This window comes from Leifsonia sp. 22587, assembly GCF_052044215.1.
Classification (GTDB): Bacteria; Actinomycetota; Actinomycetes; order Actinomycetales; family Microbacteriaceae; genus Leifsonia; species Leifsonia shinshuensis_C.
This window is the reverse complement of the sequence record NZ_JBQENB010000002.1, coordinates 69,910-91,069: the sequence shown is the minus strand read 5'-3', so window position 1 is coordinate 91,069 and position 21,160 is coordinate 69,910. Positions and strand designations below refer to the sequence as shown.

The window sequence follows — 21,160 nt, the reverse complement described above, 5'->3', positions numbered from 1 at the left end:
CGGTGTGGTTATGTTACTATTGACAAATGAGAGACTCTGAGCTAGCGATGATCGCGGAGGTTCGACAGGCGATCCTGTCGGGTCGCGCCCGCGAAATCCGCGAAAGCCTACGGATGAGCGTCGCGGACGTGGCCTCCACTGTGGGCGTATCCGGAAATACCGTCAGGCGGTGGGAGCTGGGCGAGGTATCGCCCCGTGGCGAACACGCCCTGAACTACGCGAAGGCGCTTCGCGCGCTTGAGAAAGTCACGCGGCACCCCGTTCATGGAGCCACGGTCGCGAGTGAGGGGGGTGCGATGTGACATTGGTGACAGCATCTGGCCGCCGCGCCCACTGGAGCGATCCTCTTCCCGAGGATGAGGTGGCTTTCCTCGCAGCCTTCCGCGCACGGCCTGTCAACACGGTGGCCGACACAGCCCGATTCATGCAGGTATCCACCAAGACCCTCTACGAAATGATCCAGCGCGGAGACATTGACGTGTTCGCTGCCGGACGGCGGAAGTTGGTCAAAACCCGCCCTCTTTTGGTCTCACTCGGAGAACCGTCTTCCGACGCTGAGTGACACCCGCCCCGCAAACGGTTATGTGCCGAACCCAGGCCCCCACATTGCGACAACTTCATACACAGATGGTGGACCCGTCTCTTGACCTCTTACAGCATCGAACTTTCCGACGACTTCTATGAAGCCAACAACCTGGACCCGAATGTCCGGCTCGACACGATCACCGAAGATCACATCGAGTTCATCAACAAGCTTCGCGCTCGCGCCAACTTCACCATGGACCGAGGCACCTATGCCGATCCAGTCTTTGCCCAGGTGCTCGCCAATCAGGGCCGCAAGCTGCGGCTGCCCGGCTATCGCGGCCCGATCTACCGCCGCTACGCAAGCATGCCCGTCGAGGATCTCGTCTTCTCAATCTCCTGCGCTGACGGGGCTATGACGCTCTCCCGCAAGGCGGTCCTGCTGGTGTTCACCGCTCAGAAGCTGGGCCACATCGACGTAGCCGCATGCACAACAACCGACGTGTCCGCCGTCGTGGGAAGGGACGACTGATGATCCACCACCGCAGGCTCGACCGTCGCACCCTGGCCCGCCACGGCAACGCCCCCCACAACTCGTGCGAATTCGACCCGTGCGCGCTCCCCAAAGAGCAGCGCCGCGCGCTCGCCGCCGCCCTGGTCGCACAGGCCTTCGACCTTGAGTACGTGGAGCGCCGCTACAACGTGCGCCTCAAACCCCGACACTTCGACCCGGACACCCTCACGGTGCCTGAAAAGAGAACCGTGTGCAACGCGCTTGCGGCCCGCGGGGAGAGCGTCGAAACGCTCGAAGCCACGTTCGGCATTACTCGGAAGGGCGTTCAGTGACCGCAGACAAGACCGAGCGGACGACGCTGCTGACGCCGCTGAGCATGATTGAACCCAGACGCCAGCACTTCCTGTGGGCTAACCGCGCCCCGATGGGGACGTGCACGATTTTCGCTGGCCGTGGGGGAGAGGGGAAGTCCACTTACTCCCTCCACATCGCCGCACAGCTAACTCGGGGAGAGCTTGAGGGCGAGTTCTACGGGCACCCGCAGGCCGTCCTGCTGATCGGCCACGAGGACGACCTGGGCACGACTGTGGCCCCTCGTCTTATCGCGGCTAACGCCAATCGGGATCTCGTCTACAGCCTCAACATTCAGTACAAAGACGAAAGTTCAGGCCTGGCAATCACGATGGTCCCCGATCTCGCCGAAGACATGGGGCGCATCCGACAGGCAGTGGAAGAAACCGGGGCGAAGCTCATCATCGTAGATCCGCTGATTTCCACTATCAGCGGTTCGAACACTGACAAGGATGTTGAGATACGCCGGGCACTGACACCGTTCATGGCCCTAGCGATGGAGCTGGACCTCTGCGTGATCGCCATCATGCACGTCAGGAAGGGTGGCGGTGACACCCGCGACCTACTCAGTGGTTCGCACGCCTTCCGCGACATTGCCCGGTCTGTGATTATCTTCGCCACCGACGACGAATCGGGGCAGCGGGTTGCGACGATTGACAAGTCCAACTACAGCCAAGCTCGGGGCGACTCGTTCGCGTTCGAGCTCATCACCACCGAGGTTCCGGCCGGCGACGAAATGGCATCCGTCGCGCGCATTCACGACCTCGGCGCGTCGAGCATCAGTGTGTCCGAGATCATCAACCGCGAACCGGAAAAGGCGCTGGGGGAGGAGATTCGCGCCGTCGTTGACTGCGTGAACGCCCACCCCGAGGGCATCCGTCCCGCGGAAGTCGCAGTTGAGACCGGGATCAAGCCGGACCACACACGCAGCTACCTTCGGCGCGCGGAACAGCGCGGGCTCATCGTCAACCACACCTACGGCGTCTACCACCCCAAAGCGAAACAGCCCGTAACGGTCTCCGAAACTGTAACTGCTGTGCCTCCTGTAACTCTTAACCCCTCCAGAGTGACAAGTGTTACTGGAAATACAGAATTACAGCCCAAAGACGGCGTCACTCTTTGCCCCGTGCACGGCACCCCCACATGGCAAGGCACCTGCGGACGATGCGAAACGGCAGCCACCGCATGAAACGCCTAACCGACAACCAAGGCCACAACTGGCCCATCACAGGCCACCACTGCCAAGCGTGCGGAATGCCCATGCACCCCACCAACCTGCCCTACGGCACCCACCCCACATGCGACAGGAGGACCACAACATGACCCACCAACGGAGTCGTAACCGGTCTGTCCGCACCATCGGGGTGATGTGGCGAAACCCCGCGCGCGAGAGCTGGGGGAGTGGTGAGCGGCCCGTGTGCGCTGCGGTGGCCGTTCTCTCAAACACCCCGCGCGAGGGTGGCCGGCATTGCACACAGGCTGCACACAGGGCCACCACTGCCCGCGTGTTCACTGGGATGTACGGCGTGCGTGTTGTGCGTGTGTCAAGGGCGCATCGTGCGGTAGGTGGACGCACGGCGGTGGGAGGAGTGCCGGCGAGAGCTGCCGACACCCCCCGCCCCACCCCGGACTTTCCAGAACGCGAGGCCCGGGCCACAACCGCGTACCCAACTGAGAACTTTCTAGGATCCGGTTTTGCTGGGGGTTTGCTGTGAGCCACAGCGTGTCGCGGCGGGATCGGGTTCGGTCGGCGTTTGCGACGCAGCTGGAGCGGTTGTGGGTGGTTGATCCTGCGGCGGCAGAGGTTGTGGAGGCGTATGCGGCGGATTTGCGGGATGAGGCTGCGCGACGGCGCATTCGGGTGCGGTGTTTGGAGGCTGAGTTGCGGTTGGTGGGTGGGGACGCGTGAGCGCGGCCGAGGACGCTTATGCGGCGTTGGTGGACGGCATGGATCGGGTGCGGCCGTTGTGTCGTGACCGGGTGGAGTTCACGGATGACACTACGGATCCGGCCCATGTTCGGGAGCTGTGTTTGATGTGCCCGCTGTTTGGGCTTTGTTTGAATTACGCCCGTGTTGCGAAACCGAAGGGTGGCATCTGGGCCGGCGAGAGGTGGGACAAGTGACTGACGATTACGAATTGGTGTGGCAGGAGGGCGACGACGCGGGTGACTTCGCGCTGGTCGATCCGGTGCAGGCGTCGGCGGATGTTGACAACCTCACTGCACTGCTCATCACGGGTGGGTTCGCGGACCACCACAACCTCGCGGGGGAGGCGTTGGACGCGCTCTATCTGGCTACGTCGCCGGCCTATATGCGGTTGGTGGCGCTGGCTGTCATGGAGCGGATCAGCGCTCATCTGCTGTTGCAGATCACGTTTCTTGAGTTCCCAGCGGTGTTCTCCCGGATCAATAAATTCGTGATGACGTATCGGCGTCTGCGTCCTGATTGGGAGGCGGAGCAGTTGATGGGGCGCGATGCCTGAGTCGGGTATGGAGGCCGATCAGCGTCGGATGAACGCGTTGGTGCGCCCGGATGGGTCTGTGGTGATTCCGTGGAGTCTGCGTGAGTGGGCGGCGGATGTGCTGCTCAAGGATGTTGCTACGAAGCGGCGCGAACGTTACGAGTCGAAGCGTGCCCAAGACCTCTTGGAGCTGATGGATGCACTGCTGTCCGATGTCAGCCAACCTGTTATCGATAACGCGGTCACAGAAATTAAAATTGGGACAGAGGAAACGGGCGGATTCGTGGTGGGACCGCCCGAGGCTACCTCTTTCGGGGTTCTGACCGCCCGGCAATGCGCTGATGCGCTTGGAGTGTCTCAGCGCACGGTAGTTCGGCTCATTGGTGAGGGCCGATTGAAGGCCGGGCGGTCAGAACATAGCCGCACATGGCTTATTACGCGCGAAGCGCTCGACAACTACACAAGGGACAAGGAGATCCGCGATGCCAAAATTGGCCAAGGTCACGGACGATGACATTGCTGAGGCTAGCGCGGCACTCGACGCCGGCCGGAAGGCGCTTGAGGAAGCGCGCGAAGCGTACTTTGACGAACGTGGCGACTGGCAGACCGTCGAGGATCTTGAGGCCACGATCAGGCGCGCGGAGGCGGCTCTTGTGCGCCTCGAACGCAGCAAGGTCAAGTATGACGAGGAAGTGCGGCAGGGTCAGCTTGCGGAGCTGCGTCGAGAAATCGACGCCTTTTCTTTGTCGTCCGGCGACGAGTTCTCGAAGCTGCTCGATCAGGCCGAATCTGCCATCGTCGCTTTTGCCACAGCGTTTCAGACTCGCAATGAAAAGTTGAACGGCTGGGCCGCGAAGATGAAGGAACTTGGGGTTCCTCCGCTCGGTCCTACTCGTCTCGTGCCGCCGGCTTCTGAGGTCGGCCTGGGTTGGGGCGAAGCCTATGGTGACGTGGACTTGCAGGCCGGTGAACGGAAGTTCCGCCGCCTGCATTCGGGTCGCTTCTTGACGAGCTTGCTGGTCGCATTGGGTGCTGAGCGGAACGCCCCGGAATACTACTTCGACAGCAGCGGTGCGAACATCACGGATATTGGTGTCCTGCATGACCAGGTGGCGAAAGTTGACCACGAGGTGCCAGGAATTCCCGACGACGCGGTCTTTTTCCGCACCGCTTCCGGTGGTCTGATTTGGACCGACGAGGAGCACGCGTTCACGCAAGAGGTGCAGCGTCGCGATCACATCCAGCCGATCAGCCGCGAGGAAGCGCTGAATGGTTGAACAGCGCGACGAATCGTGGGTGAAGGCCGCTAGCCCCGACCAGATCGCTGCGGCGGTGGATGCGGGCGAGCTCGCGCACTACATGGGCGGCAAGAGCGAGGACGAGAAGGCACACGATGCTCGCGTAGAGGGCAGCCCGAACCGTCTTCTGGCTGAGCTGTACGGGTTTTCGTCGTATCAGCAGATGACCTCTATGGGGAGCGCTTACGGTTCGACCCTCTTTGAGAGCAAGCGGCGGGACATGACCCTGGCGCAGCTCGAAAAGCTCGAGTGGTTGGAGACGGCCTCACCTGCCGAGGTGCATGCCGCGGAGGCGGCGGGGGATCTGGATCAGGCGCTCGGGAGGGATGTGACCAATGAGGCAGCGCGCCTCGAAAGCATCCGGGCGCAGGTAACTGAGGCCGTGTCTGGCGGTCGCCGTCCGTGAGCATCAGCATGCACTTCGATCTGCGCTTGGACGACATTGCGGCGAATTTGCAGACCGCCCTAGTGCCCGCCGCGATGAAGGCGATGGAGGGCGCGGTGCGCCCTGAGGTTGCCCGTCAAACGCCCGTTGAGACAGGCCACCTTGTCGGGTCTGAGGAAGTACGGCCCATTGACGACGGCGCAGAGATTTTCATTCCCGGTCCTTATGCGGCCCGCCAGCACTATGAGCTGTCGTGGCATCACAACACCGGCAACGCTCTCTACCTTGAACTGCCGTTGATGCAGCGCGCTGAAGCCGCGTTGCAGTCCGTCGCTTCCGATTTGCGCGACCTTTAGCGAATAGTCGCACCACCTACCCAGAGCCGCCTCTACAGGGCGGCTGTGCTGTTTAAAGAAGGAATCCCGATGTCTCTGCCCGACTACACCGATTTTCTGGACCCGCTCGAACTGCCGATCCGCGGGAAGAAGTACGTGATCCCGCCGATGAGCTTCGAGACGGGATTGCGGCTCAACGCCCTGGCGGAGGGCGCGGAAGACGCACCCAAGCTGACAGACCCCGAGTTCTATCAGATGGTCCTCGGGGACGTATACGCGGAAATGCTTGCCGACAAGGTGCCATCCGACGCGATCTATCGGGCATGTCTCACCGCTTGGACCGAGTACAACAGCGGTCGCGCAGCAGCCGAAATCATCTGGAAGACCGGTGGCGACCCAAAAGCGATCGAAGCTCTGATGCCGAAGCCGAATCGGGCGAGCCGGCGGAAGGCGTCGAAGCCATCGACGCGTACGGCCGCGGCGACAAAGACCCTGTAACGGGCCTCTACGAGTACTACGAGGACGTTCCTCCCGCCCTGTTAGGGCAGCACGACCCATCGGCACCTATCCCGATGTCTCGAATTCTCGGGCACTGGCCGTTGCTCGAATCGGACTTCCAGTCGGAATACCAGGTGGACCTCAGCGCCCCCGAGATCCGGCAGGGCAAGACGTGGCGATGGTTCCTTGTCCGAATCAGCGGACTGCTAGCCGCGGACACACGCCTATACCGCGCGCTCACCCCGAGAGACGAACCCGACCCACCGACTGACAACGAAACTGACGAATTGGACGCACTGTGAGCGAAGGGCCGATTTCTGCCGGCAGTATCCGCGGCGAGCTGAAACTTGACGCATCCGACTGGATGGAAAAGCTTTCGGCGGCGGATGCGGCTGCGCGGAAGCTTGGTGCCGCCAGTCCGACTGTCAGGGTTGAGGCGAAGGTTGATGAGGCCATCGCCAAGCTTGCTGCGGTGGACGCGGCGCAGAAGAAACTCGACCTTTCAACCGCATCGCTCAAGCTGGCGTATCAGCGTCTTGACGAGGTGCAGACCAAGGGTGGCGCGTCTCAGTCGCGGTTAATGGCCGCCCATCTGGCTGCGCAGCGTGCGGAGCTGGCGCATGAGGCGGCTACCCGTAAGCTTGCCGCTGCTCAGGCTCAGGAGGCTGCGGAAACCGATAAGGCGGCATCGGCAACCGAACGGCTGAACAGCGCCAACGGGAACGGCATTCAGCGGTGGCAGCTCATGGCCGCCGCAATTGCCGCCCTTATCCCTTTGCTGGCACCGCTCGCCGGCTATGCGGTGGGTGTCGGCGGTGCGCTTGGGGCAATGGGCGGCGCTGGCGTGCTGGCCATTTACGGCATCGTCAAGGCGATCAAAGACAGCACCGTTGCCGGTGTCGCCTACCAGCGCGGTCTGGATCAGCTCAAGAGTTCGCTGGACAGCCTGGGCAGCACTGCGGCCAACCGCATGCTCTCGTCGTTGGGCATCGCGGTGTCGATAATCAGCACCGCCCTCCCAACTCTCAACAATCAAGTTGGGGTGTTCGCGGGCTACGCCGGCCGAATCGGGACGACTCTGTTGCAGGGCGTCATCAACGCGTTGCAGGTTCTCAACCCGCTGTTCGTGCAGGGCGCTGGCTATGTCGAACAACTCGCATCCGGGTTCGCCGCGTGGACCTCGAACGGCGGCCTTGAGCGGTTCACCACCTACACGACTCAGGTGTTTCCGCAGGTGGCGGCAACACTCGGTTCTCTGGCGACCCTGGCGTTGCACGTCGCTGAGGGGTTCTCCGTGTGGGGCGGACCCATGCTGGGCGCGATCAAGGCCGTATCGGACGCACTGAACTTCATCCCCGCACCGTTGCTTCCTGCCCTCGCGGCCGGCGCTTTCGCAGTGGTTGCCGCGTTCCGCACATGGTCTGCCATCAGCGCAACGGTCGACGGTGTGAGCGGGTCGCTGCAAAAGGCCGGCACCAGTGGAAAGGCGGCGTTCGCGTCGATCATTCAGGGTGTGCTCGCGGCGGATGCGGCGATTTTGCAGGGCACAGCGTCTATCGCTTCTGGCATCAAGCAATGGCAGGGATTGACGACCAGCAGCGACGGATGGTCGGAGGCTGTCCGCAAGGGCAACATCAACATCAACAACCTGGGGCGCACCCTGCAGTCGGTTGGTGGCTTCTGGAATGACTTTGCCAAGAATGCCGACATTGCGGGTACGACTGTCCGTCCGCTGTACGACAACGTGAAGTCGCTTGATCAGGCGATTGCGTCTGCCACCCCGGAGGATGCGGCGCGCGCGTACAAGCAGCTTCAAGAGCAGATGAAACTTGCCGGGCATTCGTCGTCCGACATGGCCACGCTGTTCCCGGCAGCGACCGCGGCTGTCCACGCACAGCAGCAGGCGTCCAAAGAGGCAGCGGCGGCGGCTCGGGATAACGCGCAGGGCTTGGACGACGCGAGCACCTCCGCGAAAAAGACGCAGGATGCCATGACCAAGCTCAACGACACCCTCAAGAATCTGGGATCGGATCAGCTCAATGCGTCCGCGGCAGCCATTGCCTTCCACCAGTCGATCGCTGACGCAACTCAGGCCATCAAAGACAACGGTGCCACGCTTGACGAGACGACCCAGAAGGGCCGCGATAACCGTAAGGCGCTGGACGATATCGCGCAGTCGGGTATCGCGTTGGTGGCGGCGAATCAGCAGGCCGGCACGAGTACCGGGGAACTCTCCCAGCAGATGCAGTCCGCGCGCGACCAGTTCATCAACGCGGCCGTGCAGATGGGTATCAACACCGATCAGGCGAACAAAATGGCCGATCAGTACGGGTTGGTGCCGAAGAACGTTGATACAGCGTTCAACACCTCAGGGGCGGCTGCGGCGGCGGCCGCTGCCGCAGCCGTGAAGGCGGCATATGACGCGGTTGAGCGGTCGATCACGATCCGGGTCAACACGATTGAGACGCGTTCCACGCTCTCTGACCTCAACGGTTCTCAGTCGGGCAGTGGCCGGATGGGTACTTACCGTGACGGCGGCACCATCCACGCGGCCACCGGCCTAACGGTGCCGGGCGTGGGGTCGTCGGGGATCGACTCAGTGCACGCCATGTTGGCCCCTTCTGAGGAAGTCATTTCCAACCGATTCGGTCAGGCAGACCGCAACCGGAACTTGCTCAAGATGGTCAACGCTGGCGCTGGCCCGCGCGAGCTGGCCGCCTACATGAGCCGGCAGGCGGGCGGGGGTGGTGCGCCTCAGCCGGTCAATGTCGCGGTCACCGTGCAGTCGAAGGGCGGCATTGACCTGTCGCAGTACATCGACGTTCGGGCTGGGGTTGTGACCGAACGGACGCTTGCCCAACTGGCGCAGCAGATGAACGGCGGACTGGTGATCTAACGATCCCGGCACCCGCGGATTTTCATAACTCAAGAGAGGGCTACTAGATGGCTACATTCACGTTGCAACCGCCCAGTTACGGCAAAGTCGTCGGGCGGTTTCTTGTAGGAATCGGAGACGGCGTAGACGCCGACGCACTGCCCGATGCGGTTGTTCCAACGGGCACGATCACTTTTACGCCATCGGTTAAGAAAGTGCTGATCGCTAACGGGTCACCGGATCCGTTGACGTTGGAGCTGCAACCGGTCACGGCAACCATTGACTCGTCCGGGTATCTCTCGTTCAACAACCAGCCGGGTGTGACGTTGGTCGCCACCAACGATTCGAACATCAACCCGACCGATTTCACCTACTCGGTGCAGTACAACATCGCGTACTCGGGCGGTGTCATTGATCAGTCGAAGTTTGATATCAAGGTGCCGGCCGCGTCGCTGACGGACTCGACCACGTGGACTGACCTGACGAAGGCGGCGCCGGTCCCCACCGCGGCGGGAACGGCGATTGTGAAGGGCGATCCCGGTCCGGTCACCGATCTGACCATCGGTACTGTCACGCAGGGCACGGTTGCGTCGGCGAGCATCACGGGTAGCGCCCCTCAGAAGCGGCTCAACCTTGTGCTTCCTGCCGGCACGGGTGGTGGTGGCGGAAGCGGCACGGTTCAGTCGATCAATGGCGAGCTACCGAACCTCAGCGGAGACGTCAGCCTCGGTGCAACGGATGTGGGCGCGGTCCCGAATGCGGCTGTTGGTGCCGCGCTGGGTGTCGCCTCGCTGGACATCGGTGGCAAGGTGCCTATCGCGCAGGTGCCCGCCATCGACTATTCGCGTGCGGCCCCGTGGACGATGTTTGTTGTTCGGTGGCAGGGTTCGTGGCCTGCCCGCCCATCTGGCCGTAGTGATCTGGTGTTCCTGTGGGTCGGCCCGGATCCGGGGCCGGCCATTGTCACAAGCGGCACGGCGGGCATGCTTGCGGACGTTGATATGCGGGATGTGGTGGCTGCGTGAGCGGCCTGAAACAGACGCTTCGCTACACCCTGTCGAATGGTGTACTGATGCGCCGCGGGTTGGTGAAGACGCAGACCACAGCACCCCCGCCACAGCCGCCGGCGACCGTGAAGTTGTCCACGTTCGCGCAGTCGGGTGACAGCTTCCTGCAAGCGCTGGGCCGGTTGTCGTCGGACACAGTGGTGGACCTTGAGGGCACCGTGCAGACGGTCAACGGGTTCACGCAGGGTCGGGGCAGTGACGGCAAATCCGGCTATGGGATCTACAACAACAAAGTCATCGGGTTCTACAACGGCACCGTCTCAATGGTGCCGGGGTCGTCCACCGACGCGGCCACGATCAACGCCCTAGTCACCGGAGACACCAACAACTTCTCGCTCATGCGGTTGGGCCGCGGCGGCTCTCAGGCGACCACGCCCTACTTCTCCGGCACGCTGGCGTCGACCAATCAGGGGTCCAACTACAACGGTCTCATCCTCTACTACGCCACCAACGCGACGGTAGAGAACTCGACCATTCTCGGGTTTCAGGGATCGTCGGGTTTCCCGCCGGGTGAGACGTTCCCCCTGAACAACTACCACTCGGTCAACACGCTAATCCGGTGGGTGACGGTGGATGGTCAGGGCATCGGCGCATCGGGGCTGGGTAACAACTACTGCACCTCCCCGTTGGTGCAGGACAGCACTTTTAAGAACATGGGTTATGGGGCAGGCGTGACCCACTACCTGACGACCGACCCGACCTATGAGCGGTGCACGTTCTCGGGCAACCACCTCTACGGGGCGAACTTCGAAAAGGTGTCCGGGACGATCACGCTCCGCAACTGCACCTTTTCGAACAACCGCTACCCGATGTGCGTGGACACGGACGGCACCTCTGCGGTGGTGAACGTCTATGACCCGATTTGGGACGGCATGAACAGCGGCGTCCCCTTCAAGATCCTGCGGCACAACACGTACGCGTTCCCTGCAGGCAATCCTTCGCCACCCAACAAGCAGAACGTGTCTGACTTCCACATCTTCCAAAACGGCGTCGAAGTCACCTCCTCTGTGCTGCAAGTCGTCACCAACTGACCAACTCTCAACCTCGGTACCTCAGCCCGTTATCACGGGCGTTTTTCGTTTAAGGGGGCGTTCGCTTTGACGAACCGCAATCAGAACTTCGAGGGCGGCACCAACGGTGCAACCCTCACCACCTCCAACGCTGGCGGGTCGGGCAACACCCAGTTCTCGTCAGTGGTCATCCCGGCCGGCACCACGATTGTCTTCGACAACGCGTTCGCGTCGCAGGGCAGCCAGTGCATCAACATGACCAACACGGGCACCTCGACCGTGAACGCACGATGGACAGGCATCAGCTCCACCGCGTTCGCGGCATCCGTGTACGTCTACCTCACGACCGCGCCAACCGCGGACCTGTTCCTTTTCAACGCGGCATCGGGCGGCACCACCGTGATGCGCGCCACCATCACGATCTCCGGTGGCGCGGCGAAGCTATCCATGCTCGATACCCGCGGCACTACCACCCGCGTGTGGACGGCGGCCAGCGCGTTCCCCCTGAACCAGTGGGTCCGCATTGAGGTGTATTGCACGATCAACGCCGGTGCCGCCACCTACAACGCGGCTTACTACCTGGGTGACAACTCCACTGCTGTTGACTCGACTGCTGTGACGAACGCAAATACGGGTTCCGCGGCCATCGATACGTTCATCCTTGGCAAGACCGACAGCAGCGCGTACACGTCCCCGATCCGCTTCGACGGGGTGCAGACGAATGACGCCGCTACCGGGTACATCGGGCGTTGGCCGGCTACCGCCGCCACGTCGGTGCGCCCCAACTCGGTCGTGTCCAACGGTGGAACGTTCTCCAACCAGGGCGGTGCCGGTTCGCTGAGCGCGGCAGTGGCTGACGAATCTGACACGACCTACATTCAGTCCGGAGACAACCCCACGGGCGGGTCAATCGTTTACGGATTCGCTCTCCTGTCGTCGGGCGATGTGACGGTCAAGACTCGTGATCAAATGTCGCTGTCTTCGCCCGCCACGAAAACGCTCGTGGAGTTGTTGCAGCTCCCGTCCAACACGGTCATTTCATCGCGGACGTGGAATCTCACAACGTCATGGGTAGACAACTCCTGGACGACGGACCCGGCCACGGAGACGCCGAACATTACTGACCGTTCGAACCTGGCCCTCCGCATCACGGACTACCTGGGCTGATGGCGCAGAACGGGCGTCACTCTCGGGCAGAACTGACAACCACAGGCAGCCCGGGCAATCATGGACGGCACTCGCGCGTTGAGCTGACCGCCTACACAGCGCCGCAGAACGGCCGTCACTCGCGGGTCGAGCTGGTCACGGCACCACAGCGGGCGAAGCACTCGCGGGTTGAGCTTCGGTCGGCGGCGTTGGTTAGCGCTGGCACTGACGTGGTGGCCGTTGAGCCGGGCACGCTGGTGCCCTTGCTGGGCACTGGCGGCGATGTGGGCGGCACTCCGGTGTGGTCGCAGGTGAGTGGGCCTACTGTGACTTTCACGCAGTCTGGAGCGGCTGCATCGTTCCGTGCACCGCCCACTCTGACGGGCACCAACTTGGTGTTCCGGTTCTCGGTCAACGGCGCGTATGACGACGTGAGTATCACGGTGTTGGCGGCCACTCACCGGGTGCTGTGGGCCGGCGTCGAATGCGCCGCAGCCACCTACGCGGTTACGTCCGGTTAGTGCCTTGCGGGAAAACGCCTCAGACGCCTAACTTCTCTTCCGTCGGTGGGGGTCAACCCTGGTGAACCCGAACGCCAGCTATTGATGTCGGCAATGCGTTGACCCTCACCCTTGCCGGCGCGCAGATCGATGGCCTATGACTGGAATCCCTAGCGAAAGGCGCGCCCCGTGGAGCAGACAACCGTTTACGACCTCGCAATAAAGCGACTGGAAGGCGATCGCAACGGTGTTAATAATGTCGTCCGGGCTGCGTCTTCCGAGGGCGCTGGCGAGCTCCTGGCACTGATGCTGCTTGAGCAGTACAGCACAGCGCTCATCAGGGAGTTCAAGACCCCAGCGGCCGCGATTGATTACGTCCGCACCCAGGCCGCAACCATTGAGACGATGGGCATTGGCGAGCAGCCGGAGCGCGAGTGAGGACTACCCGGCGGGGTGCGGATTCGGTGGGCCGTCCCAATACCCGGGTTTCTTGTTGTTGTCGTAGCGCACAAGTTCGTCAGCCCGCTCTAGCGATTCACAGACAGCCATGAGGCGGCGCTTGGCCGGGTCGAGATCCCATCTGATGACCAAGTATTGGTCGGTGCCACGCTTGTCCGTGAAGCGGTGAACGACGGCTTTGGGGAGCACGGGGTGGTCGCGCATGACGAGCCATGTGTCTCTGTCGTAACGAATTGGCTTCGGGCGCGTCACGAGCCAATTAGAACATATGTTCGAATGATCCGGTCATACCGGTATGCAATGATGGGCGGTCCGCACCTGTCTGACGAAGGAGATGGCCGCTTGCCTAATGAGCACTGGGACAACCTCGATAAGCGAGACGTGCCGGACCAAGAGGTCGCTGAGCGATTCCAAACGGACGCTGAGCCGGACTGGTCCGACCCGTTCGCGACTGCGGCGACGTTCTTGCAGGCTTTGGCGGATCCCCAGCACTATCAAGTGGCACTGCTTAACCTGATTCATCCCTATACGGCGGCCAGTTGGGGCGACTTCTCCGAAGCTGCCGCAGGCTTGGCATCAATTCAGAACTGGGGCCTCGGAAACAAGCCGAGTCGAGCTGAGGGGCGACCTGACGTCGCGTACGCTGCGATCCTCCGCAACGTCGACCAAACCTTCCAATCACAGTCCGACCAGGTCGTCATGACGGCCGCGGTCATCACGCTTGTCTGGTCCGCAGAGCGACAGATGTGGTTGGTGTACAGCATTGGTGATTACACGGGGCCCGAGGATATCGCGCCCCTAGCGTGACTGAGCAGAGCGTTAGGAACCGAGGGTGAAGTACCGGAAGATCATGAGGGCACCGAGGCAGATCGCTGCGGCGGAAATGATCATTCCTGCGACAGCGAACCCGCGACCTCGATGATTCTTGTCCGCATATCCTCCGATTGAGATCATCAAACCGAAGAGCGCGAGCAATGCCCCGAGCATCCCGGACACCGCGGCAGCCGGAAACGCTACGCATGCGAGCACGAACCCTGTCACGCTCACGCCATTGATTGACGTTTGCGGTTGTGACACCATCACCTGCTGGACCACCGGCGCGTACACATCCGCCCATGACTGGCCATCCCACCAGCGCAACCGCCCTTGGCCGTCGTCGTACCACCCAGCGGGTGTGGTCGGCGGGGGAGGCGTTGTGTTCGTCATGCCGCGATCTTAAAACGATCCTCAGATTGCGGCCATCGGTGCCCCCACCCACTTCGGGGGGCAAATCGGTCCATACGGATGCTTGTTATTCCACATGGATAAGGGCCCGTTATCGGACCCCGGTGGGAGCCGTAACACTGTGGCTATGACGAACGGAACGACTGTCGCGCAGGTGCACTCAGCCGCGCACATTCTGGGTATTGGCCCGTCTCGGCTACTGCGGATCCTGCTTGAGGCGTGGGCTGATGGAGAGTGAACGGTGGGTGGACTGCGAAGCGCTCGCAACGCATCTAGGCAAGTCCGTGTTCACCATTCGTAGGTGGGCGCAGACCGGCACAGTGCCAGGCCGGAAGGTAGGCAAGGCGTGGATGTTCCGCATCAGCGAAGTAGACGACCACCTGAGCCGGCCGGTTGACCCGTGGCAGCAGTCGCCGCGTTCTCGGGGACGGCGGCGAATTACCTGAGCGCCTGTGCACCAACCTGTGTGCACACTACGGACGTAGACGCTCCAAGACGCTCCGCTCGGAGCGCGATCCGCCGCGGATGATCCGCAGTATTTCGCCTTTGAGGCCAGACGTTCTTAGACGCTCCACTCATGTTCTATGTCTGGGGGTCAAGGGGTCGCAGGTTCAAATCCTGTCAGCCCGACGCAACGAAAGAGCCGGTGGGCACGAAGGTCGCGAAGCGACCACGTGCCCACCGGCTCTCTCGTTGCTCGCTGCTGACTAATGGGGTCCCCGCGCGCGAGGGTCCCCGGGCGCTGATCCTCGCTCTGCGAGGAGCGGCGTCTGGGGTAGCGCGTGGGGCGCAGCCCGACAGAGAAGAAGAGCTGGTAAAGGGCCGTTTTGGAGAAATCCAAGGCGTCCCTTTCTGCGCCTCTTAGGGCGCCACCACTACCATTCCCACTACCTTTTCAGCCGAGAGCCGCGCTCAGCTGGTCCATGGCGCTGGCCGAGACCTCGGGGGAGACGTGGCCGTAGATGTCACCGGTGATGGCCACAGACGAGTGTCCGAGGATGTCGGAGACGACTTTCAACGGCACACCGGCAGCGAGCATCGTGGAGGCCGCCGAATGCCGCAGGGTATGCAGGCCCACCGTGTCGGGCAGGGCCGGCCTTACGTGCTGCCGTCTTGAGTGACCGCAGGGTGTTGCGGGGGTCGCGCGGGGTACCCAACTCGGTGGTGAACACGAACCCACTGGCGACCCATGCCGAGCCAACGCGTAGGCGGGCTTCATCTGTTCCAGCCGGACGGCCCCTCCGGGGTGATGCGGTGGCGGCGAACCGCCTTTCGGTCGTAGTTCAATTCTGCGAGCAGGCGCTGAACGCGCTTAGCGGCTCGCGCGCGTTCGCTCGTCGAGCAACAGCAGGGCCCCCCGGACAAGGTGTCCAGGGGGCATGTGCTGCGTGGGCGAATCGCAGTCGGCGGGTGAGTCTAGCCCTCGCCCATCGGGGGAGGACTTTCCGACGAGGGCCCCCTGTCCGGGACACAGCTCCCGGCCAAGAGAGCCAGCATTGTGACTACGGACATCACCCACGTCGGCAGGCCGCTCCCGGGGGCGAACACGACCACAATCAGCGTGGAGAGCAAGACGACCACCACGATGGCAAGATATACACGAGCAGCGGCGGTCAGCGGTGACGGGAAGACGGGACCCCTGACGCGACTCCATACTCGATCAAAGGTTGCGCACAGAAGCGCTCCCACCGTCAGCGCCACCCCTCCCGGCGCCTGTGGGAGGAGCGAGGCACCTAGCAATGCGGCTTCCACGATGAGAGCCATGGTGGCAAAGTACGCCAGGCGTCGGGGCCGCGCTGCCATCAGAATCCTTTACAAGCTTGCGAGATACCCGCCGCAGCGACTGCACCAGTCACGACCCAGGCGAGACCGCCAGTGGGTGGGCTGAACACCAGTGAGGCGGCGGTCGTGCCCAGGGCGAGGATACATCCGCTTTTCCAGGTGACTTTTACGCTGGCTCCGCCGCGGTAGACGAGGGCGACCGACTGAACCATGCGGCCGTTGATGTACTTCTGGAGGTAGCTCCCCTTGCAGTTCGTAAGATTCTCGTTCGGCCTCATGAAATAGCTGCTGCCGTTCGGGTTCACACAGTTATACGAGTACACCCCGGTCGTTTGTGGGTCCGCAACCACAGGGAAAGCGGTCTGGGCGCTAAACTCCACAACCTGCGTAAGTGTGTTCTTCTTGACTTCGTAGTGCGTGGGCACAGGGTTGCCGTTGGCGTCCTTTGCCCATGCGTCACCGAACACCATGATCGGTGCACCATCGGCTGTTGCTACCGCGACAACCCCCTTCGCGGAGCGCACTAGTGACGCCCCCTTGGGGACCTGGATCGGGTAATCATAACGCTTGGGCGCCTTCGCGTTGGAAATCACGGTGCTGATCTGCACGCTGCCGTCCATGTGCGGAACGGGGACCGTGGACGACCCATTGTTGTTGTTGTAGACCACCACATCGGCCTCTTGCGATGCGGTGGCGTGGCTCGCCTTACTGGCGAACGGCAGGCCAATAGTCACGTTCTCTTTGTTGCCGAGCGTGGTCACCTTGACGCCGCTCGAAGCAACCTTCGGAACGTGCACGGAACCGCCCTGGGGTGTAGCCACGTGCACTGCATCGGCGGGGTCGGTCGTACTTGGCGTCGCCACATCCGAGACAGTATCCGGTGCCACGTTCTCCACCGCAGCAACCGCCGCCTCAGCATTTGTGGCGTCAGTATCAACCACGGCGAAACCAGACAGGCTTGCGCCAACCAAGCACACACCTGCCAGCGTCGCCGCGGACATCAACACACGAGACTTCTTCACAGAGGTCTCCCTTCGTTCTTAAGCAGAACGAAATGGACGTGTCCGTCACCCGGGCGGGCCGGAACGGTCGGTGTCCACTACTCGTGAGGGCAAAGCACCCTTCCACTACCCAGACGCAGACACCACCTCATCGTGACGCGACGTGAAGTGACGCACGCTCACCATGCTGGCGCTTGGCATCCACGGCGCAGACTCGCAGGCCGGGGAAGGGAGTCACGATTGCGGAGTACGCGAGCGCAGAACCAACTTCCCGGCAGTGACCCGGTACCCCCGGGAAAGTTGGCGCCCCCTCACACACGCGCGCGAGCACCCCCGGCGCACCTGGCTCCTATTGACGAGCCATCGTCGCCCGACATGTATGTATTTCGGGGTATAGCCCCTCTAGCGAAGCCGCCGAGGGCGCCGGGAACGTGTTCCCCATGACCGCCTTCATTGTCGCCATGGAAATGCTCCCCCGCCCCTTCCCGTATTGGTCGATCTGCGAGGGCGGCTGTGAGTTCGCAGGTTCAAATCCTGTCAGCCCGACGTTCTGAAAAGCCGGAAGGGCACGGAGGTCGCACAGCGACCACTTGCCCTTCCGGCTTTTCAGAACTCGCTGCTGACTAAATGGGGTCCCCGCGCGCGAGGGGCCCCGGGCGCTGATCCTCGCTCTGCGAGGAGCGGCGTTTGGGGTAGCGCGTGGGGCGCAGCCCGACGCAGTGGGCCGTTTCGCAAGTGGCCCGGAACCTACAGGCACCTTCGCGGGAGTTGCTGTAGCGATACCCCGTCCTCGGCACTACTGAGGACGGCTCCCCGGGCTTGGGGAGTGAGCGCGCTGGGCCACCCAGCGCCGGATGGTGAGCCTGCGGATGAGGCCGGCGCGGGTCAGCGGCGGCGGCCAATCATCCGTTCCGGTCATCGCCGGTCCCACCGGTTCGCGAGGTACCAGACGCCCCACCAGCTGTACCCGCACAGCACGATGAGTACCGCGTAGACAGCGGCGACGAACCAGTTCTTGCCGGGCAGCCAGACCGCCGTGAAGAACACGAAGAGGATGCTGGACAGCGTCGCGTAGAACCACGCGATCTGCGGGTTCGTCCACGCCAGCCACCACGGCCGTTTCCGGTCAGCCATCGTCGCGCTCCTCGGCTCTGGTCGGCGGAGTTGACTCGGGTGCGGAGGTCGGATGCCGAACCGCCCAGATCAGCGACGCCCAGCCGAGGGCGCTGAGGATAAGGAACCAGAAGGCGAGCAGCCAATCCCACCAGCGGCCGTGCGCCACGACTTCGTACCACTCGAACACGGCGAAGACGGTAAAGAAGATGGCGAAGAACATCGCCACTCCGCGACTCCCGGGCAGGACCCACCGCGGCTTTTTCGACGGCGCACCGGTCACGGGTCGAACCTACTCGTCCCTCGCGGACGAGGCTTGTGATCGCCTCGCGCGGACGGCCACGACAACTGCACCTCCGACGCCGGCGGCAGCGATAATCCCAGCGGGAATCCACAGGGCCGGAAGTGAGAGGGTCACCGCGAGTACCCCGACAATCACCGAGAAGGCGAAGCACGACACCACGAGGCCGATAAACGACGGCGAGTTCCGCTTGGCCGTCATTCCGTACGCCCCTCCTCGCGCCCAGCCTTCTTCCACAGCCGAAAATAGATCATCGTCTGGTGAACGCAGATGAGGCCGAGGACAACGTTGATCCAGCCATTGGCGCGCCCGAAGACGACCAGCACGATGCCGCCAACAAGATTGAGAGCAGCGACTCCCGCGAATCCCCACGCGAGATTCCGCCAGAACTCGGGGCGGGGCGTCTTCGGGTCGGTCACGGGTCGGGCTCTAGTCGCGCGCTGCTCGGTTTATCCGAACAGTCTCTTCAGGAGTTCGGGCGTGTAGGTCCGCGGTCCGGCGTTGTTCCAGTTGGAGGCGATCCAGTACCCCTGGCCGACCCAGTGCGATTCGCCGATCGACCGGCCGGTGCTGTCGTCGTTGGTCACGCACCATTGACCGCTATACGCCTGGCCGCAGAACCAGCCCATGGCTCGCATCCTGGCCGTTGCTGCCTGCCCTGTCGCAACGTCGACGTGGCGGAGTTGCGTGGTCAGGAACGTGTCGCTGGGACCCGTCGCCGGTGCCCAGTCGCAGATGAGTCCAGGGCTCTTCGACAGCATGCCCCCGAGAGCTGCGTCATAGGTGCCGAACCCTGCCCTCGGCACGCCTGGCCCGGATTTCCACGCCGGGTTGAGGACCAGCGAACCGTTGTCGGACATGAAATCGGTCAGACCTGCGTAGAGCGCGTCGCAGCTGGACGGCAGCTTTTCCACAATTGCCGGTGCCGAGGGGACGGCGGGCATGCTCGGACTGGGAGCGACGGCTGATCGGGTGGGCCCGCTCGTCGCCGCCGCGGTACAGCCCGCAAGAGAGAGCGCGATGAGGCCGATGACCGCCGGCGTTGCGAGCTTCACCCCGCAACCCTAGCGGACAATACTGTCTACCTCGGCGACCAGGGCGAGCTCACTGTTGTCGCCGTCCTGGGGGGCCGAAGAAGAGCACAAGGCCGAGGGCGCCCGCGTCCGGTTTCAGTGTGGTGGCGCGAGGGCGATCGAGTCATCCTCGTAATACGTCCTGTTGCGCGAGCGACGGCGCAGGTGACTGAGGAAAGGTGATCGAGATGGACATCGATGGCGACACGGGCCAGATGACCGCACTCCGGGCGCACGAGCGCGGTGGCCCCGAGAAGCTGGTGGTGGAGAAGGCTCCGCGCCCCCGGCCGGGGCGGGGAGAAGTGCTCGTCCGCGTCGAAGCGGCAGCCATCACGGCTCCCGAGCTGACCTGGCCCGAGACGTGGGAGTCGGACGGTGTGGACCGGACGCCCATCATCCCCTCGCACGAGTTCGCCGGCACCATCGCCGAGGTGGGGGAGGGAGTGAAGGACTTCGCCGCGGGCGATCTCGTGTTCGGATTGGTTCCCTTCAACCGGAACGGGGCCGCGGCGGAGTTCGTGGCCCTCCCCACCTCGTCGATCGGGCACAGGTCGTCCTCCGTCGACGCCGCCATCGCCGCCGCCGCGGTCCTCCCGGCGCTCACCGCATGGGAGGCGCTCCACGACCAGGTGAACCTGGAGGCCGGGAAACGGCTTCTGGTCCGTGGCGGGGCCGGGGCGGTCGGCTCGATGCTCGTCCAGATCGGTCACGTGGCTCGCGCTCACGTGACTGCCACCATGTCGTCGGCCGACGACGTGGAGCGCGTGCGATCGCTGGGCGCCGACGAGGTCGTCGTCGTGCCCCGAGGCGAGGAGCCCGAGGGCCTGAGCGGGTTCGATGTGGTCGTGGACGCGGTCGGCGACCGGATCCCGCGATGGATGTACGCGGCGGCCGCCCCGCAAGGAACGCTCGTGTCGTTGCAGTTCCCGCCGGACGAGCAACTGGCCTCCGACTACGGGGTCGACACCGTGTTCTTCGTCGTGTCGGCCAACACGGAGCGCCTTGCGGAGCTGGACGATCTCCTGTCTCAGCACAGGCTGGCGGTGGACGTCGCCATGCAGTTCCCGCTCGAGCGCGGCCGGGAGGCCTTCGAGGCGGCCGGGACTCCGGGGCGCCGGCACGGCAAAGTGCTCCTGGTCCCGGGCAGCCGCGCATCGGACTGAACCCGTCCTGGGGATGGCCGACGAAGTCGCCTCCGTGGTGGCGGACGGGGCCCGTGCATGCCAGGCGCACACGGAACGGCG

At 63.3% G+C, this 21,160-nt stretch carries 26 protein-coding genes; 18 read left to right on the top strand and 8 right to left on the bottom strand.

Going from position 1 to position 21,160, the window contains the following annotated elements; translation table 11 throughout:
- The first annotated feature begins 26 nt into the window (after positions 1-26).
- The 15 genes from ACTJI1_RS08420 (at position 27) to ACTJI1_RS08350 (ending at position 13,401) form a co-directional block, all read left to right on the top strand.
- Positions 27-302, top strand: coding sequence for a helix-turn-helix domain-containing protein (locus tag ACTJI1_RS08420; RefSeq protein ID WP_440742277.1), 276 nt, complete (start codon positions 27-29; stop codon positions 300-302).
- A 341-nt stretch (positions 303-643) separates the two neighbouring features.
- Complete coding sequence (locus ACTJI1_RS08415) at positions 644-1,054, top strand: hypothetical protein (RefSeq protein WP_440742276.1); 411 nt, start codon at positions 644-646, stop codon at positions 1,052-1,054.
- Entirely contained in the window at positions 1,054-1,368 is a 315-nt protein-coding gene (locus tag ACTJI1_RS08410) for a hypothetical protein (protein ID WP_440742275.1), read from the top strand. The genes ACTJI1_RS08415 and ACTJI1_RS08410 overlap by 1 nt, the downstream gene beginning before the upstream one ends.
- Positions 1,365-2,576 (top strand): AAA family ATPase, encoded by a 1,212-nt coding sequence (locus ACTJI1_RS08405; RefSeq protein WP_440742274.1) that lies wholly within the window; start codon positions 1,365-1,367, stop codon positions 2,574-2,576. Before ACTJI1_RS08410 ends, ACTJI1_RS08405 begins: the two co-directional genes overlap by 4 nt.
- 931 nt (positions 2,577-3,507) lie before the next feature.
- Positions 3,508-3,870, top strand: coding sequence for a hypothetical protein (locus ACTJI1_RS08400; protein ID WP_440742273.1), 363 nt, complete (start codon positions 3,508-3,510; stop codon positions 3,868-3,870).
- A 28-nt stretch (positions 3,871-3,898) separates the two neighbouring features.
- Entirely contained in the window at positions 3,899-4,363 is a 465-nt protein-coding gene (locus ACTJI1_RS08395) for a helix-turn-helix domain-containing protein (RefSeq protein WP_440742272.1), read from the top strand.
- Positions 4,332-5,126: a hypothetical protein gene (locus ACTJI1_RS08390; RefSeq protein ID WP_440742271.1), complete on the top strand. Its 795-nt coding sequence runs from the start codon at positions 4,332-4,334 to the stop codon at positions 5,124-5,126. Before ACTJI1_RS08395 ends, ACTJI1_RS08390 begins: the two co-directional genes overlap by 32 nt.
- Positions 5,119-5,553, top strand: coding sequence for a hypothetical protein (locus tag ACTJI1_RS08385; RefSeq protein WP_440742270.1), 435 nt, complete (start codon positions 5,119-5,121; stop codon positions 5,551-5,553). The genes ACTJI1_RS08390 and ACTJI1_RS08385 overlap by 8 nt, the downstream gene beginning before the upstream one ends.
- 8 nt (positions 5,554-5,561) lie before the next feature.
- Positions 5,562-5,888, top strand: coding sequence for a hypothetical protein (locus tag ACTJI1_RS08380; RefSeq protein ID WP_440742269.1), 327 nt, complete (start codon positions 5,562-5,564; stop codon positions 5,886-5,888).
- Between the two features lie 69 nt (positions 5,889-5,957).
- Positions 5,958-6,365 (top strand): DUF7426 family protein, encoded by a 408-nt coding sequence (locus tag ACTJI1_RS08375; RefSeq protein WP_440742268.1) that lies wholly within the window; start codon positions 5,958-5,960, stop codon positions 6,363-6,365.
- A 298-nt stretch (positions 6,366-6,663) separates the two neighbouring features.
- Positions 6,664-9,261, top strand: a complete 2,598-nt coding sequence (locus ACTJI1_RS08370) for a hypothetical protein (protein WP_440742267.1) — start codon at positions 6,664-6,666, stop codon at positions 9,259-9,261.
- 47 nt (positions 9,262-9,308) lie between these two features.
- On the top strand, positions 9,309-10,265 hold the full coding sequence (locus ACTJI1_RS08365) for a hypothetical protein (protein ID WP_440742266.1): 957 nt from the start codon (positions 9,309-9,311) through the stop codon (positions 10,263-10,265).
- On the top strand, positions 10,262-11,338 hold the full coding sequence (locus ACTJI1_RS08360) for a right-handed parallel beta-helix repeat-containing protein (protein WP_440742265.1): 1,077 nt from the start codon (positions 10,262-10,264) through the stop codon (positions 11,336-11,338). The genes ACTJI1_RS08365 and ACTJI1_RS08360 overlap by 4 nt, the downstream gene beginning before the upstream one ends.
- A 66-nt stretch (positions 11,339-11,404) precedes the next feature.
- Positions 11,405-12,484, top strand: coding sequence for a hypothetical protein (locus tag ACTJI1_RS08355; protein ID WP_440742264.1), 1,080 nt, complete (start codon positions 11,405-11,407; stop codon positions 12,482-12,484).
- A 668-nt stretch (positions 12,485-13,152) separates the two neighbouring features.
- A complete protein-coding gene (locus tag ACTJI1_RS08350) occupies positions 13,153-13,401 on the top strand; it encodes a hypothetical protein (RefSeq protein ID WP_440742263.1) in 249 nt (82 codons plus the stop codon).
- 3 nt (positions 13,402-13,404) lie between these two features.
- Here ACTJI1_RS08350 and ACTJI1_RS08345 read toward each other — a convergent pair whose 3' ends face one another.
- On the bottom strand, positions 13,405-13,674 hold the full coding sequence (locus ACTJI1_RS08345) for a hypothetical protein (protein ID WP_440742262.1): 270 nt from the start codon (positions 13,672-13,674) through the stop codon (positions 13,405-13,407).
- 90 nt (positions 13,675-13,764) lie between these two features.
- On the opposite strand from ACTJI1_RS08345, the gene ACTJI1_RS08340 reads away from it, so the two are divergent.
- On the top strand, positions 13,765-14,229 hold the full coding sequence (locus tag ACTJI1_RS08340; protein WP_440742261.1) for a hypothetical protein: 465 nt from the start codon (positions 13,765-13,767) through the stop codon (positions 14,227-14,229).
- Between the two features lie 12 nt (positions 14,230-14,241).
- Here the strand turns inward: ACTJI1_RS08340 and ACTJI1_RS08335 are convergent, their stop codons facing one another.
- Positions 14,242-14,628: a DUF2510 domain-containing protein gene (locus ACTJI1_RS08335; RefSeq protein WP_440742260.1), complete on the bottom strand. Its 387-nt coding sequence runs from the start codon at positions 14,626-14,628 to the stop codon at positions 14,242-14,244.
- A gap of 245 nt (positions 14,629-14,873) precedes the next feature.
- On the opposite strand from ACTJI1_RS08335, the gene ACTJI1_RS08330 reads away from it, so the two are divergent.
- Positions 14,874-15,092 (top strand): helix-turn-helix domain-containing protein, encoded by a 219-nt coding sequence (locus ACTJI1_RS08330; RefSeq protein ID WP_440742259.1) that lies wholly within the window; start codon positions 14,874-14,876, stop codon positions 15,090-15,092.
- 449 nt (positions 15,093-15,541) lie between these two features.
- On the opposite strand, the gene ACTJI1_RS08325 is transcribed toward ACTJI1_RS08330, so the two are convergent.
- The 6 genes from ACTJI1_RS08325 to ACTJI1_RS08300 all read right to left on the bottom strand — a co-directional run bounded on the left by ACTJI1_RS08325 (position 15,542) and on the right by ACTJI1_RS08300 (position 19,898).
- Positions 15,542-15,724, bottom strand: a complete 183-nt coding sequence (locus ACTJI1_RS08325; protein ID WP_440742258.1) for a tyrosine-type recombinase/integrase — start codon at positions 15,722-15,724, stop codon at positions 15,542-15,544.
- A 724-nt stretch (positions 15,725-16,448) separates the two neighbouring features.
- Positions 16,449-17,450 (bottom strand): hypothetical protein, encoded by a 1,002-nt coding sequence (locus ACTJI1_RS08320; protein WP_440742257.1) that lies wholly within the window; start codon positions 17,448-17,450, stop codon positions 16,449-16,451.
- Positions 17,451-18,344: 894 nt separating this feature from the next.
- On the bottom strand, positions 18,345-18,563 hold the full coding sequence (locus ACTJI1_RS08315; protein WP_440742256.1) for a hypothetical protein: 219 nt from the start codon (positions 18,561-18,563) through the stop codon (positions 18,345-18,347).
- Positions 18,556-18,825 carry a hypothetical protein gene (locus ACTJI1_RS08310; protein WP_440742255.1) on the bottom strand — a complete coding sequence of 90 codons (270 nt, stop codon included), beginning with the start codon at positions 18,823-18,825 and terminating at the stop codon, positions 18,556-18,558. Before ACTJI1_RS08310 ends, ACTJI1_RS08315 begins: the two co-directional genes overlap by 8 nt.
- Before the next feature lie 215 nt (positions 18,826-19,040).
- Positions 19,041-19,262, bottom strand: a complete 222-nt coding sequence (locus tag ACTJI1_RS08305; protein ID WP_440742254.1) for a hypothetical protein — start codon at positions 19,260-19,262, stop codon at positions 19,041-19,043.
- A 30-nt stretch (positions 19,263-19,292) separates the two neighbouring features.
- Positions 19,293-19,898 carry a hypothetical protein gene (locus ACTJI1_RS08300; protein WP_310128048.1) on the bottom strand — a complete coding sequence of 202 codons (606 nt, stop codon included), beginning with the start codon at positions 19,896-19,898 and terminating at the stop codon, positions 19,293-19,295.
- 206 nt (positions 19,899-20,104) lie between these two features.
- Here ACTJI1_RS08300 and ACTJI1_RS08295 point away from each other — a divergent pair, with 206 nt between their 5' ends.
- Positions 20,105-21,079: an NADP-dependent oxidoreductase gene (locus ACTJI1_RS08295; RefSeq protein ID WP_440742253.1), complete on the top strand. Its 975-nt coding sequence runs from the start codon at positions 20,105-20,107 to the stop codon at positions 21,077-21,079.
- Positions 21,080-21,160 lie beyond the last annotated feature (81 nt).